This window comes from Ruegeria sp. AO1 (genome assembly GCF_056535985.1).
Window position 1 is genome coordinate 484,736 of sequence record NZ_JBQFJC010000002.1, and the last position, 14,056, is coordinate 498,791.

The 14,056-nt window shown below is 60.7% G+C and carries 12 protein-coding genes; 2 read left to right on the forward strand and 10 right to left on the reverse strand.

Going from position 1 to position 14,056, the window contains the following annotated elements:
* Positions 1–10 precede the first annotated feature (10 nt).
* The 5 genes from ACR3FB_RS20400 to ACR3FB_RS20420 form a co-directional block, all read right to left on the reverse strand.
* Positions 11–661 (reverse strand): DUF3726 domain-containing protein, encoded by a 651-nt coding sequence (locus tag ACR3FB_RS20400; protein WP_425084548.1) that lies wholly within the window; start codon positions 659–661, stop codon positions 11–13.
* The gene (locus ACR3FB_RS20405) at positions 658–2,349 is read right to left on the reverse strand and encodes a hypothetical protein (protein WP_425084549.1); all 1,692 of its coding nucleotides are present in this window, start codon (positions 2,347–2,349) and stop codon (positions 658–660) included. Before ACR3FB_RS20405 ends, ACR3FB_RS20400 begins: the two co-directional genes overlap by 4 nt.
* A 93-nt stretch (positions 2,350–2,442) precedes the next feature.
* Positions 2,443–3,990, reverse strand: coding sequence for a BCCT family transporter (locus tag ACR3FB_RS20410; protein WP_480566774.1), 1,548 nt, complete (start codon positions 3,988–3,990; stop codon positions 2,443–2,445).
* Between the two features lie 75 nt (positions 3,991–4,065).
* On the reverse strand, positions 4,066–5,040 hold the full coding sequence (locus ACR3FB_RS20415; protein WP_480566775.1) for a membrane dipeptidase: 975 nt from the start codon (positions 5,038–5,040) through the stop codon (positions 4,066–4,068).
* Entirely contained in the window at positions 5,040–6,488 is a 1,449-nt protein-coding gene (locus ACR3FB_RS20420; protein ID WP_480566776.1) for an aldehyde dehydrogenase family protein, read from the reverse strand. The genes ACR3FB_RS20415 and ACR3FB_RS20420 overlap by 1 nt, the downstream gene beginning before the upstream one ends.
* Before the next feature lie 107 nt (positions 6,489–6,595).
* Between ACR3FB_RS20420 and ACR3FB_RS20425 the strand changes: the two genes are divergently transcribed.
* On the forward strand, positions 6,596–7,492 hold the full coding sequence (locus ACR3FB_RS20425) for a LysR family transcriptional regulator (RefSeq protein ID WP_425084553.1): 897 nt from the start codon (positions 6,596–6,598) through the stop codon (positions 7,490–7,492).
* A complete protein-coding gene (locus tag ACR3FB_RS20430; RefSeq protein WP_480566778.1) occupies positions 7,489–8,496 on the forward strand; it encodes a GlxA family transcriptional regulator in 1,008 nt (335 codons plus the stop codon). Before ACR3FB_RS20425 ends, ACR3FB_RS20430 begins: the two co-directional genes overlap by 4 nt.
* 3 nt (positions 8,497–8,499) lie before the next feature.
* On the opposite strand, the gene ACR3FB_RS20435 is transcribed toward ACR3FB_RS20430, so the two are convergent.
* From ACR3FB_RS20435 to ACR3FB_RS20455, 5 genes are read right to left on the reverse strand one after another with little or no spacing between them, the layout of a single operon-like run.
* Positions 8,500–9,063: a sarcosine oxidase subunit gamma gene (locus ACR3FB_RS20435; RefSeq protein ID WP_480566779.1), complete on the reverse strand. Its 564-nt coding sequence runs from the start codon at positions 9,061–9,063 to the stop codon at positions 8,500–8,502.
* A complete protein-coding gene (locus ACR3FB_RS20440) occupies positions 9,056–12,010 on the reverse strand; it encodes a sarcosine oxidase subunit alpha family protein (protein WP_480566780.1) in 2,955 nt (984 codons plus the stop codon). The genes ACR3FB_RS20435 and ACR3FB_RS20440 overlap by 8 nt, the downstream gene beginning before the upstream one ends.
* Positions 12,007–12,297 carry a sarcosine oxidase subunit delta gene (locus ACR3FB_RS20445; RefSeq protein ID WP_480566781.1) on the reverse strand — a complete coding sequence of 97 codons (291 nt, stop codon included), beginning with the start codon at positions 12,295–12,297 and terminating at the stop codon, positions 12,007–12,009. Before ACR3FB_RS20445 ends, ACR3FB_RS20440 begins: the two co-directional genes overlap by 4 nt.
* Positions 12,291–12,776 carry a pyridoxamine 5'-phosphate oxidase family protein gene (locus tag ACR3FB_RS20450; protein WP_480566783.1) on the reverse strand — a complete coding sequence of 162 codons (486 nt, stop codon included), beginning with the start codon at positions 12,774–12,776 and terminating at the stop codon, positions 12,291–12,293. The genes ACR3FB_RS20445 and ACR3FB_RS20450 overlap by 7 nt, the downstream gene beginning before the upstream one ends.
* 11 nt (positions 12,777–12,787) lie before the next feature.
* A complete protein-coding gene (locus tag ACR3FB_RS20455; RefSeq protein WP_480566784.1) occupies positions 12,788–14,038 on the reverse strand; it encodes a sarcosine oxidase subunit beta family protein in 1,251 nt (416 codons plus the stop codon).
* Positions 14,039–14,056 lie beyond the last annotated feature (18 nt).

Consider the following 14,056-nt stretch of genomic DNA (forward strand, 5'->3'; position numbering starts at 1 on the left):
GGGCGAAGTTTCAGTCGTTGTCGCTGAGGCCCGCGCCAGCACCGCGCAAGCGGCTTTCTTCGGTCGCGGGTGCGAATGTGCGGTGGGCAAAGGCGCCGAGCCTGTTCCAGTCAACGTCGGACACCTCGGCGCGCAGGACCGGCTCGCGGCGGCCTGTCATCTCGGCCGGCGCGCTGAAGACCATCTTGTCTGCGTGACGGGTCTCAAGCGCCTCGGGCGTGGCCTGAACACAGATCTGCCGCCCATCCGTCGCCAGACGCGCCCCCTGCCATTCGGCCGCAACCGGAACGCCCAAACGCAGCGCAGCCCCTCCCATGAAGGGAACGGCCAACAAGGGCAGGCTGACATTCTCCATGGTGATCGAGCCGCGATCCATCAGACGAACAGCACAATCGCTAAGTGAGGCCCCGGCGATCAGCGGGCTCATCCGGCGCGTGGGCGCATGCCAAATCTCAGCGCTCAGCGAGACAGGCGAGACATCGATCGACGGGATACGATCGTTCATCTCCAACAGGTCGGCCAGCAATTCGGCGCCCGAAAACCCGAAGGCCGACAGCCAGCGCGTTCCCTTGGCGGCCTCTTCCGCCAAACCCCAGGACAAGCCTGCACCGCGCGCAGCGCGTTTGCTCATGGCCTCGATTTCGTTCAGAGAGTGGCTCATGCAGCGGCCCCTTCAAGTTCCGGGAAAACCCAGAAATCGGCGTTTTCAGATGTCAGTTCATGCGGCAGTGGCGCGTTGCCATACATGCAGATGCGCACCCAACGGTCCGAGCGGGGATCGAACTTGGTCGCCCCGAAGAAGGACAGCTTGCAGCGCAGCATGTCGATAGGCAGCACCCGGTCTGAGATCGTGTTGTCGCGGATTTCGGCATAGGGCGCGCGCCCTACGATCTGAACGCGGCGCAGCACGTGGCGGTGTTCGGGGTGGCGCAACAGGAAATCAGCAACCTGCGCATCATCCGACCAATGGGCCAGCGCCTGAAACAGCTGCGCGGCATCCCGACCGGGGGCCAATGGCTGCTCGTATTCCTCGATCGGTTCCTCGAAACGTTCACCCAGACGCGGCTCCAGCTTTTCTTCCGAGACATACCAGGCGCGCGCTTTGCTGGCGGGTGTCGCCCAATCGGTCTCAATGGCCCAGCCGTAGATATCCTTGAGCAGCGCCCGCAGATCGCCGATCTTCATCGCCCCGGCGATGCGGAACGTGGCGGTATTGTCGGCTGCCATGCCTTCGGCAAAGGCGTCGACCAGTTCCCCATAGGGTTCCAGCATCAGCGAGGCAATCCATTCTTGACCCTCAAGGGTCAGTGACTGCTCGGCCCAGGAATAGAGCGCATCCCAGGGGTGATCCGCGCCAAGATCCGCGCTGGAGAGATAGTCCTGCAGCTTGGCGATATCGTCCCGCAGGGCGGCGAGTTTTTCGATCTGGATCGGGTGTTCGGACTGCCAGGTCTCGACGATCTGCATATTGCGCAGCAGCACATCACGGAACACCGCGATCTCCGCATCGCTGGCCTTCTCAACCCCGCGCACGACCTGAATCGCGCCTTCGCGCGCCGCCATCCAGTTGTTGAACAGCACCGGATGGTTCAGCAAGAACGGCGCCATACCCAGACCGGTCGAGTTTCCAATCCCCATCGAGCGCGCGATCCCGGCATCCAGCTTCGCGGCCTGTGCGCCGTTGGCCGCGGCGCGGGTATCAGCCATATATTGCACCAGATCGGTCACGAACCAGCGGGTCAGGTAAACCGACAGCATCTCAACCTGGAACGGAGCGCGGAATTCCGGACGGTCGGCGATCATTTCACGATCCGCAGCGCCCAGCTTGCCGGACCCGTAAACTGCAGTGGTCCGCATCAGGTAACCCACCGCGTCAATCTTCTCGGTCGAGGGCTGGCGACCCTCAGCCAGTTCGCTCACCACATGCTCCCACAAACGCACGGAGCGGTTGGCGCGGGACACTGACAGTTCAGACCCGGTGACACGCCCAGCTTCCTGAACGGGGATATTGTGCAAAAGACGCTCGATATCCGCGTCGGTCGGCACACCGTCAAACAAGGTGAAGGTAGCATCCCAGGCCTCGGCGATCACCCGATCCGAACGTTTCTCGGGCGGCAGATCATGGGCATAGGCGATTAGGGAATAGGACCGTTCGGGCCCATGCGCGGTGTAGACGGCATGGCCAACGCCGGTGCTGTCAATCTCGAACGCAGTTTTTTCAAACCGCCAGTTTTCCCGAGCCAGTCGTCGCGTCAGGATACGCATGAACGAAAGGCGCGACTGATGCATGGAGCCAAGACGGGCAAGGCGCATCACCATGTTCGGATCACGACGGGAAACGTCTGTCATTCGGTTGTGCCTCCTCAAGTGCTAATATCTGGTCTTCTCCTGAAACCTTCAGGCATTTTGGCGGGCCGGATTGCCCGGCCCAGCCTGGATCGCTTAGCTCTCTTTGCCCTTCGCCAGCGTGATGCGCAGCGCATCCCAAAGCGACGGTAGCAAGATCAGAGACACCGGAACAGCGGTCACCACGATAAAGCTCTGCAGCTTGGACACACCGCCTGATCCAACTGAGATCAGGATGATGGCCATGAGGCCCATCGCGATGCCCCAGAACACGCGCAGCGCTGCGGGTGGGTTGTTCTCGTTGCTCATTGTCGCAGAGATGACATAGCTCATCGAGTCGCCAGTGGTAGCCACAAAAATCGTGGTTAGGATCAGGAACAGGATCGAGATCACGAAGCCCATCGGCAGGTTGTTGGTAATCGCCAGCAAGGCGGCAGGCAGGTTGAAGCCTTCGAACGGGGCGGCGATTGTGCCGGGGTTCTCAAGTTCCATCGCAATGCCGGTGCCGCCGATGATGGTGAACCAGAAGTTCGTCACGATCGGCGCGATGATCGACAGCATGATGATGATCGAACGGATCGAACGACCGCGCGACACCCGCGCGATGAACATCGCCATAAGCGGGCCGTAACCCATGAACCAGCCCCAGAAGAACACGGTCCACCAGCCCAGCCAGCCGGGTTCACCGAACAGACCGGCCTCACCCCGATAGAGTGCCATCTGGAAGAAGTTGCCAACGTAAGTGCCAAAGCCCGAGAAGAACGAGCCAAAGATAAACCCGGTCGGGCCCGCAACCAGAACGAACAGCAGCAGGAAAGCCGCTAGGATCACGTTAACCTTGGAAAGAACCTGAATACCACGCGACAGACCCGTCATGGCCGAGATCGTGTAGATCGCTGCCAGCCCGGCAATCACGGTCGCCTGCAGGGCAAACGTATCCGAGAACCCGAACAGATCGGCCAGACCATAGGTCACCTGCAGACCCAGGAAGCCGATCGGACCAACTGTACCCGCAACCACAGCGATGATCGAGGACGCATCCGCAATCAGGCCAATCGGCCCGTTGATCGCCTTGTCCCCGAACACCGGGTACAGCAGCGTGCGCGGCGCAAGCGGCAAGCCCTTTTCATAATGGTAGTGCATCAGCATGACCGTGGTCAGCGAACCGAGAATGGCCCATGCGAGGAAACCCCAGTGCATGAAGCTCTGGGCGATGGCCGGGTTCACGGCGTCGGCCGTTGCCCCTTCACCGCCGTAAAGCGGCGCGGGATATAGGAAGTGGGCAATCGGCTCACCCGCCGCCCAGAACACGCCGCCACCAGCCAGCAGCGTGCACATGACCATCGAGCCCCACTGGAAAGTGGTGAACTCGGGCGCGGCTAAGCCGCCCATGATGGCACGACCGCCGGGCAAAACGCACAGCAGCAGGCCGATCAGGAAGGTGGCCAGCAGCAGCACCTGCCAGTAGAGGCCAAAATAGGTGGCCGCAACATTGAACCCCCAATCCACAGCACCCGAAAGGGCCTCCAGATCGACAAGGGCCGCGACGCAGAACAGCGCGATAAAACCGCCAGAGATCAGGAACAGCGGTTTGTTCACGCGGCTTTCCTGTACAGGGGCAGTGTTCAAAGATGCCTCAGACATCTCTCCTCCGTTAATATTAGTCAGGCCGTTTCTAACAGGAATGCGGCCATAGCTTAGTCGTTTAGCTGACCTGCATCAGGCGAGCGGTTTGAAGTTCTCATCAAAGAAACGGTACCAGTTGTCTCCCATGATCCCGTCGACCTCAGCGTCGTTCATGCCGGTGGCACGTAGGCCTGACCGGATGTTGCCGAAGTCACGGTTGTCATTGAACCAACCCGGCATGGGCGGGAAACCGGGGGCCGAGGCAGAGCCCTCGCCATAGTCGATTTCCTTTGTCCAGCGACCTACGCGCATCCATTCCACGATACTGTCGGGCTGGTCCTGACACAGGTCGGTACCGATCCCCAGATGCTGCGCACCATATTTGTCCGCCGTGCGTGCGATCATCTCGCAAAAGCTTTCCAGCGTGCACTCGGACTTGTCTTTCAGGTGGTGCGGGTAAACCGAGAAACCCAGCATGCCGCCGTTTTCCGTCACTGCACGGATCACCGCGTCCCGTTTGTTGCGCAAGGCAGGCGACCAGTCATAGGGGTTCGCATGGGTGATGGCGATGGGACGTTCCGAGATCTCGGCCGCCTCGATGGTCGAGCGGTCGGCCGAGTGGCTCATGTCAATCACAAGACCCACGCGGTTCATCTCTTTGATGACCTGTTTGCCCATGCGGGTGATGCCGGAATCCTCGGCCTCATAGCAGCCGGTCGCCAGCAGCGACTGGTTGTTATAGGTCAGCTGCATGAACCGCGCACCCAGCGTGTGCAGGATCTCGATCAGGCCGATATCATCTTCCATCGGGCTTGGGTTTTGGAACCCGAAGAACACTGCTGTCCGGCCGGTTTCCCGCGCCGCGTCGATGTCGCTGGCCCACTGCCCTTTCATGATCAGGTCCGGGTATTGTTCGAACCAGCGGTTCCACTGTTCGAAATTCAGCACCGTTTCGCGAAAGTTCTCATGATAGGCGATGGTGACGTGGATCGCGTCCACGCCCCCCTCGCGCAACTGGCGGAAGACCTTTTCCGACCAGTTCACATATTGCAGGCAATCGATCAGCATCAGACGGGACCTGCGCTGATATAGGCGGTTTTGACCGTGGTGTAGAACTCAGCCGCCGCCTTACCCTGCTCACGCGGGCCGTACGAGCTGTCGCCACGGCCGCCGAAGGGCACGTGATAGTCGGTGCCGGCGGTGGGCAGGTTCACGGTGACCACACCGGTGCGCGCGTTGCGGCGGAAGTGCGTGGCGCGGGCCAGCGACTTGGTCACGATGCCCGAAGTCAGGCCAAAGTTGGTGTCGTTGACCACGCTCAGCGCTTCGTCATAGCTGCCAACCTTGATGACGCTGGTCAGCGGCGCGAACATTTCCTCGCGGTTGATGCGCATGCCGTTGGTGGTGTTCAGGAACACGCCGGGCGACATGTAGTAGCCATCATGCGGCATCTCGAGACGCGCACCGCCACAGGCCAGCTCCGCGCCCTCGGACTTGCCCAGATCGACATAGGCCAGGTTTTCGCTCAGCTGTTGCTGGCTGACGACGGGCCCCATCTGTACACCCGCTTCCAACGCGTGGCCCACTTTCATCGCCTGCGCACCCGCAACGAGCTTTTCGACAAAGGCGTCATGAATGGCAGAGTGGACCACGAGGCGCGAGGACGCCGTGCATTTCTGACCGGTGCCACCGAACGCACCACCCAGAGCCAGCGTGACAGCAAGATCCATATCGGCATCGTCCATAACGGCCAGAGCGTTCTTTGATCCCATTTCCATCTGGACTTTGGTCAGGTTCTGGATGGCGGCAGCGGCGATACCTTTACCGACCGGAACCGACCCGGTGAAGGAAATCGCGTTGACCTTGGGGCTTTCCACCAGACGTTGACCGATGGACCGGCCCGAGCCCATGACCAGGCTGAACAGACCCTTGGGGATGTCCTGACGGTTGATGATCTCGGTCAGCGCCACAGCCGAGGCCGGGGTGATGTTGGCAGGCTTCCAGACAACCGCGTTACCATAGCACAGAGCCGGAGCGATCTTCCACGACGCGGTTGCGGTGGGGAAGTTCCACGGGCTGATGATGGCCACAACGCCAACGGCCTCACGGCGGACATCGACCTCGATATCGGGGCGCACGGAATCCGCGTTCTCACCGATCTGACGCAGGCATTCGGCGGCGTAGTAGGTAAAGAACTGACCGGCGCGGAACACTTCGCCTTTGCCTTCGGCCAGCGGCTTGCCCTCTTCGCGGCTCAGCAGCGTGCCCAGTTCCTCGGCGCGGGCCATCAGCTCATTGCCGATCGCGTTCAGGACGGCCTGCTTGCGCTCAAGCCCATAGGCGGCCCATTCCCGTTGAGCGGCACGCGCCTGATCCAGCGTCGCCTCAAGCTGATCCGCGCTAGCCTGTGCAAACATGCCGACCAGATCGCTCAGGTCCGATGGGTTGCGGTTTTCGATCTCACCTTCACCGGTGACCCACTCACCAGCGATCAGGTTCTTTTGAATGTCAGCCATAGCCGTTTGCCCCATAGAGAATTTGCTGAGCGGGTATGGACTCTTTTTCGACAATCAATCAAACTAAAATTATTGAAGTTTACTTCAGCAAGATTGAAGCTTCCAAAATGACACTCAAGATCGAAATGCTTCGCGGCTTTGTCGCGGTTGCCCGTACCGGCAACCTGACGGACGCGGCCGTTGTCCTGAAACGCACCCCGTCGGCGGTATCAATGATGCTCAAGCAGTTTGAGACACATCTGGGCGAGCCGTTGTTCGAAACGGACCGCAAGAACAAACTGACCGCGTTGGGTGAGTTCGTGTTCGAGCAATCGCAACTGGAATTACAGCATTTCGACAATACGGTCCGGGCCATAGAAAACTTTGCCGATGCCAGTATGGGACATGTCAGAATTGCCACGGTTCCGTCGGTGGCAGGCACGATCATACCACGCGTTTTTTCCAGAAATACCAAGGCTTACGAGAAAGTGAGGGTGGAACTGCGCGACATGGATTCCAAGTCCGTCCTGCACGAGCTGTCGCGGGGGCGCATTGATATCGGCATCGCGACACTGCGCGGGAACGGGTCGGGCCTGCACAGTCAGCTTTTGCTGACCGACAGGTTCGGCGTGCTGCTGACCCCGGACCACCCACTAGCCAGTGAAATGGGCCCCATCGACTGGGACGCGCTTGAGAATGAGCAGCTGATCGCCAACAGCCTGTCCGAAAGCATCCCCGGGCCCGAGGCGGAAAAACTGCACGCGGGCTCTCGGTTTTCGGCACATAACATCACCTCTATTCTGGGCATGGTCCGGGCCGGGATCGGGGTCACACTTCTGCCTGAGATGGCGGCAATTTCGGCCGGGCAATCCGATCTGGTGTTCCGCCCTCTGGCGGATAAGACCGCTAAACGGCAAATTCACCTGATACGCAAGGCTGATTCTGCGCTGTCGCCCGCTGCCCGGAGACTGGAAAATGACATCCTCGAAACTGTCGAGGACCTAGTGAAAGAGCAACGCTCATGAAAGATCAGGTCGAGAAAATTTCGCTGGGCATCCTGATCTTTCCAGGGTTCCCGATGGCATGCCTGACATCCTGCATCGAACCGCTGCGCGCGGCGAATGAGATCTCGGGGCAGGAGGCGTTCAGCTGGCATGTCATTGCGGAGCAAGACCAACCGATCCAATCCTCAGCCGGGGTCACCTTTTTCCCCGACTACACCCTGGCCGACGCCCAATCCCTGACGCATCTGCTGTTTACCTCAAGCCCGAACAGCGTGTTCGACAACCCCTCCAAGGCGAACGCGGCCCTTCAGCGCCTGATGCGCAACAAAACCCGTATCGGCGCAATCAGCGGCGGCGTCTTCCCCCTTGCCCGCACCCGGCTGACAGGTGACAACCCGCTGTCGGTGCATTGGTGCTACGAGGCCGCGTTTCAGGCCGAATTTCCCGAAATCCCGATCCACGGCACGGTGATCTGCGAAGAAGGGGCGTTTAGCACAATCTCGGGCGCCTCTGCCGTGTTCGATCACATGCTGGCCCTAATCGAAAAACGGCTTGGCGGTGATGTCATGGCCGAGGTCGCCTGCTGGTTCCAGCATCCCTTCATTCGCAGCGGGACCGTTACGCAAAAGGTGCCTGCAATCTCAACCGCGCAAAGTCAGGATCTTTTGCCCAAGCAAGTCGCAAAGGCCATTCAGCACTTTGCAGAACATATCGAAAACCCCATCCAGATCAGCGAAGTCGCCGATGCCGTGGGCCTTTCGGCGCGGTCACTGGAGCGGAGCTTCAAAAAGGCGACAGGGCACAGCCCTTTGACCTATTACCGGCGGATGCGGATGAACCAGGCGCGGCAATTGGTGCTGTACACGAACGACCCAATTGCCGAGGTCGCCTATATGGTCGGTTACGCCACGCCCAGCGCCTTCATGCGGCACTATCGTGAGACGTTCGGGGTCACGCCGATCAGCGACCGGCGTGCCAAGAACTCAATGCGGGTGGGCAGCGACGATGTGCTGCCCTCGGGCTAAGGCTCAGGCGATGGATTTCGCAGCTGCCAACAGGCCGTGATGCAGCGACGCCGCCGAGGAGCGCGGGCCAAGAACGGCCATGTGATCCTCAGCCAGACGCCATAGGAAGACACCCAGATGCTCCGCCGTGGTTCGGATCGCCGCGCCCGGCTCCATCATGCGGACCGGCGCGTTGCTGAGCCGTTCGAACAGATCGCACAGACCCGCGCCCTGCACGTCGAACCGGCACCAGCCATCCGTTTGCTCGGAAACCGACGCGGTGTCACCGACGATCTGTTTCACCTCGGCGGCCGGCAACTCGTGACTGTCATGCGGGGCCATGACCATCCACTGCTCCGGCCCCATCCAGAGCGCGGCATAGGGGGCGGCCTGCGCGGATTGACCAACCTCCGGCAAACTTAGGCCGATCTTGTCTGCCAGTGCCTTTTCCACTGCACCGGCCTGATCCTTGCGCGCCGCGACCGACGCCAGCGCCTGATCCACGACCTCTGTGATCGTGATCAAACCGATCGTATCGACACGCGGCGTGTCGCCGCCCAGCGGAGTGATGGGTTTCAGTTTATGCACGAAGCTTCTCCCCTTCCGGGTCCACGAAATGAGCGCTGACAATCTCGACCATGACCTCTTGGCCTTCCAGCGGGTTCACCAGACGCAGTTTTTCACCCATCCGGTCAGAGCCACCTTTGACAAATGCCAACCCGATCGAGCTTTCCAGGATCGGCGAATAGGCGGCCGAGGTGACATAGCCCTGATCATGGGCTGCATCGACCGGGCCGGTGGCGTTCATCAGATGCCCGCCCGCAGGCACGCTGTCCTTAGCGTCCACCGGTTTGAGACCGACCAGAGCCAGCGCGTCCGGGGCATTCAGCCCTTCCCGACGGCTGAGCGTGTTGCCGATACAGTCCTTCTTGGTGCTGACCATACGCGCCATGCCAAGGTTCAGAGCCGTGGTCGTGCCGTTCAGCTCATTGCCTGTCGCGTGGCCCTTTTCGATCCGCATGACGCCCAAGGCTTCGGTGCCGTAGGGCATCACGTTGAACTCTTCGCCCGCCTCCATCAGCGCGCGCATCAGCCCATCGCCATAGCGCGTGGGCACCGCGATTTCATAGGCCAGCTCGCCCGAGAACGAGATCCGGAACAGCCGTGCCCGCAGGCCACCGCAGACGGTAATCTCGCCACAACCCATGAAGGGGAACGCCTCATTCGAGATGTCAAACTCGGGGTCCACGATCTTTTGCAGCAGTTTGCGACTGTTGGGACCGGCCACGGCATATTGCGCCCAGGCCTCGGTGGTCGAGATCAGCTGCACGTCCATATCCGGGCACAGGCATTGGCGGACGAATTCCATGTTGCGATAGACCAGAACCGCGTTGGCGGTGGTGGTGGTCACGACGAAATGGTCCTCCGCAAACCGCGCGGCGGTGCCGTCGTCATAGGCGATGCCATCCTCGCGCAGCATCAGGCCATAGCGCACCTTGCCCACGGGCAGTTTGGCGAAGGCGTTCGAATAGACCATGTTCAGGAACGCCGCAGCATCCGCGCCCTGCACGTCGATCTTGCCCAGCGTCGTCACATCGCACACACCGACCGAGTTTCGGGTCTGCAGCACCTCGCGATCCACCGATTGGCGCCAATGGGTTTCGCCCTTGCGCGGGAACCATTGGGCGCGCAGCCAGTTGCCGACCTCGACAAACACGGCGCCCTGTTCCTCGGCCCATTTGTGGCTGGGCGTTAGGCGGGTCGGGTGGAAATCCTTGCCCACTGCACGGCCACCAAAGGCCCCCATCGCCACCGGCGTGTAAGGCGGGCGGAAGATGGTTGTGCCAGTGTCCTGAATGGACTTGCCCGTTAGTTCCGCCATCACCGCCAAGGCACCCACGTTCGAGGTCTTACCCTGATCGGTCGCCATGCCCAACGTGGTATAGCGCTTAAGATGCTCGACCGAGGTGAAGTTCTCTTGGTGGGCCAGCTTGACGTCTTTGACGGTCACGTCGTTCTGGTAGTCCAGCCATGCGCGTTTTGCGCCTTTGACGTGCCAGAACGGGCTGATCGAGACCGGCGCATCGGCTGCAGCGGGCAGATCAGCGGGAGATGCCGTGATCCCCAGATCACCCAAAGCGGCCACAGCCGCCGCCGCACCGCCCTGCAGCGCCGCGTCGGTGGTCATCTCACCCTTGGCCGCGCCTGCTACGATCTGACCGACGGGCAGGCCGTCGCCCGGAACAAAGGCGTGGATATCCGCGTTCCAGACAGGGCGACCGCGCTGATGACAGGTCAGGCCCAGGTTGGGGTTCCAGCCGCCGGACATCGCCAACGCCTCGCAATAGATATCCGTTGTATATCCTTTCTCAGTGCGCACCTGGACCGAGGTCAAACCCAAGCGTCCCGAGGTGTTGATGATCTCGGCCCCTTTCAGAACCTCGGTGCCCTCCACATCCGCAGCATCTCGGCGCGTATCAACGATGGCCGGGACCTTAATCCCCTGCGCAATCAGATCGCGTGCCGTCTGGTGCGCGTCGTCATTGTTGGCAAAAACCACAACCGATTGCGCAGGCGTCGCCGCCCAGCGGTTGGCGTAGGACCGAACCGCCCCGGCCAGTAGGATGCCAGGCCGGTCGTTGTTCTCAAAAGCGATGGGGCGTTCGATGGCCCCGGTCGCGATCAGCGCGCGCTTGGAGTAGATGCGCCACAAGGTCTGGCGCGGTTTGTCCGCGTTAGGCGCGATAAGGTGATCCGCATTGCGTTCAACCGCGCCATAGATTCCATGGTCATAGGCCCCAAAGACAGTTGTACGTGGCATGACCCGCACGTTGTTCATCGACGCCAGTTCGGCCAGAGCCTGCGCGACCCAGTCCGCACCGGAGATATCGGCCAAAGCGCCAGTCTCAGCGATCAGACGCCCACCCATGCGGAAATCTTCATCCGCCAGAATAACCTGAGCGCCCGCACGTCCTGCGGTCAGCGCCGCCGCCAGACCGGTCGGGCCTGCGCCGATGATCAGCAGATCGCAATGCAGGAAGCCCTTGTCATAGAGATCGGGATCATCCTCACCCGTCAGGCTACCCAGACCGGCGGCCTTGCGGATGATCGGCTCATACAGCTTTTCCCAGAACGCCTTGGGCCACATGAAAGTCTTGTAGTAAAACCCTGCGGTCAGGAAGTTCGAGAACCGATCGTTAATCGCCATGAAATCGCGTTCCAGCGACGGCCAGCGGTTCTGGGAATTGGCGCTCAGGCCGTCATACAGCTCGGCCATCGTGGCGCGGGTGTTCGGCTCCTGCCGCCCACCTGAGCGTAGCTCGACGAGGGCGTTCGGCTCTTCGCTGCCCGCGGTTAGGGGGCCACGCGGGCGATGGTATTTGAACGACCGGCCCATCAGGCGCACGCCATTGGCCAGCAGGGCCGAGGCCAGCGTGTCGCCCTCATACCCCTGATAAGATTTGCCGTCGAAGGTGAAGCTGAGGCTGGCGTCCCGATTGATCAGCCCGCCATTCAGTCGATTGCTCTGTGTCATTGTGCAGCCTTCCCTGCCGCTTTGGCCACGTCACGGGCCAGTTCGACCTTCAGGATTTCATGGGTCAGCGTATTGCGCGTAACTACCAGCCACGACCGGTCGCCCTGTTCGTGATACCAAAGTTCACGATGTTCGCCCGCCGGATTGTCGCGCAGGTAAAGATAGTCATGAAACGCTTGCGCCGCGTCCTCGGCCTGCCAGTCAGGGCGATTGAGTAGCGAAGCATCGCCCAGATAGGTGAACTCCTGCGCGTCGCGCGGACCAAGCAGGGGGTGATTGATCAGCATGCTTCGACCTCCGACCCTTTGTGAATGATATTGATGTCGCGAACGCGCTGCATCCACTTGGCGCGCAGCTCTTCGCTGGTAACGCCCATGTCATAAGCGGGCGTGGCCAGAGGCTTGCACGCCGTTACCTTGATGACCACAAATCCCGAGAACATCGGTTCAAGCTCGGGCCAGCGGCTGGTATAGGCCGGGCGCAGCGACGGGTAGCGTGCATCGTCGCGCGGAACATAGCTGGCGTCGCCCTGGATCAGGACGCCCCGACGGGTCAGGATATCGATGAAGTTGACCTCGACCTGCGGACGCACCGCAATATTGGTCAGAGTGTCCGGAGACCGCATTTCGGCAAAGCTGATCGTGGTATCATCATGGGTCACAAACGTACCCTTGGGCGAGACATTCGGGTTCCCTTCGGCATCCGCTGTGGCCACAAAGCCAAGATGCCAGTTTTCAATCAGATCGCGTGCAAACTTGTTGATCATGGCGATTGTCCTCAGTGCAGGTTCGGCTGGGCGCCCTGCCCTTTTTCGTCGATCATGTGACCAGTCATGAACCGGTCCAGCCGGTAGGCCGTGGCGGTTTCATGCGGACGGTCGGTTTTCAGAAGATGCGCAAAGCAATAGCCAGAGGCTGGCGTTGCCTTGAACCCGCCGTAACACCATCCGCCATTGAAATAGAGCCCGTCGATATGCGTCTTGTCGATAAACGGAGAGCCATCCATCGACATATCCATGATCCCGCCCCAACTGCGTAGGAGGCGCGCACGCCCAAGTGCCGGGATTAGCGCCATGCCACTTTCGATCACATCCTCGATCACGGGCAGGTTCCCGCGTTGGGCGTAAGTGTTGTACATGTCGATGTCGCCACCAAAGACCAGACCGCCCTTGTCGGACTGGCTGCAATAGAAGTGCCCCGCCCCATAGGTGATGACGCCGTCGATGAATGGCTTCAGTCCCTCGGACACGAAAGCTTGCAACACATGGCTTTCGATCGGCAGGCGCATCCCTGCCTTCTCCATCACGCGGCTGGAACTGCCTGCAACAGAGACGCCGACCTTCTTCGCCCCAATGAAGCCGCGGGTGGTATCGACACCCAGAACCTTGCCGTTTTCAATTCGGAAACCCGTCACTTCGCAGTTCTGAATGATGTCCACGCCGCGCATATCCGCGCCGCGCGCATATCCCCACGCTACTGCGTCGTGGCGCACCGTGCCGCCGCGACGGTGTAGCAGGCCGCCTTTGATTGGGAACCGGGCGTCATCGAAATTCAGGAACGGATACATGGCGCGGACGCCTGCGGTGTCCAGCAACTCGGCGTCCGATCCGTTCAGGATCATCGCATTGCCCCGCCGCCGGGCCGCATCCCGCTGTGCATCGGTGTGGACCAGGTTCAGAATACCGCGCTGGCTGACCATGGCGTTATAGTTGAAGTCCTGTTCGAGGTTTTCCCAGAGCTTAAGAGAAAACTCGTAGAACGGCTCATTCCCATCCAACAGATAGTTCGAGCGAATGATCGTCGTGTTCCGCCCCACATTGCCGCCGCCGATCCAGCCTTTTTCCAGTACCGCGATACGCGCGGCATCGAATTCCTTGGCCAGATAGTAGGCCGTGGCCAGTCCGTGGCCGCCGCCACCCACGATCACATAGTCATAAGCATCCGCAGGCTCTGGGTCGCGCCATTGCGGACCCCAGCCCTTGTGGCCGGTCAGGGCCTCTTTGAAAAGTCGCAGCGCAGAGAATCGCATGTAGGCTCCTATTCGTTG

Excerpts from the sequence above, each read along its gene's own strand:
- ACR3FB_RS20400 (WP_425084548.1), bottom strand. The coding sequence starts at position 661 with ATGAGCCACTCTCTGAACGAAATCGAGGCCATGAGCAAACGCGCTGCG.
- ACR3FB_RS20405 (WP_425084549.1), bottom strand. The coding sequence starts at position 2,349 with ATGACAGACGTTTCCCGTCGTGATCCGAACATGGTGATGCGCCTTGCC.
- ACR3FB_RS20410 (WP_480566774.1), bottom strand. The coding sequence starts at position 3,990 with ATGTCTGAGGCATCTTTGAACACTGCCCCTGTACAGGAAAGCCGCGTG.
- ACR3FB_RS20415 (WP_480566775.1), bottom strand. The coding sequence starts at position 5,040 with ATGCTGATCGATTGCCTGCAATATGTGAACTGGTCGGAAAAGGTCTTC.
- ACR3FB_RS20420 (WP_480566776.1), bottom strand. The coding sequence starts at position 6,488 with ATGGCTGACATTCAAAAGAACCTGATCGCTGGTGAGTGGGTCACCGGT.
- ACR3FB_RS20425 (WP_425084553.1), top strand. The coding sequence starts at position 6,596 with ATGACACTCAAGATCGAAATGCTTCGCGGCTTTGTCGCGGTTGCCCGT.
- ACR3FB_RS20430 (WP_480566778.1), top strand. The coding sequence starts at position 7,489 with ATGAAAGATCAGGTCGAGAAAATTTCGCTGGGCATCCTGATCTTTCCA.
- ACR3FB_RS20440 (WP_480566780.1), bottom strand. The coding sequence starts at position 12,010 with ATGACACAGAGCAATCGACTGAATGGCGGGCTGATCAATCGGGACGCC.
- ACR3FB_RS20445 (WP_480566781.1), bottom strand. The coding sequence starts at position 12,297 with ATGCTGATCAATCACCCCCTGCTTGGTCCGCGCGACGCGCAGGAGTTC.
- ACR3FB_RS20450 (WP_480566783.1), bottom strand. The coding sequence starts at position 12,776 with ATGATCAACAAGTTTGCACGCGATCTGATTGAAAACTGGCATCTTGGC.
- ACR3FB_RS20455 (WP_480566784.1), bottom strand. The coding sequence starts at position 14,038 with ATGCGATTCTCTGCGCTGCGACTTTTCAAAGAGGCCCTGACCGGCCAC.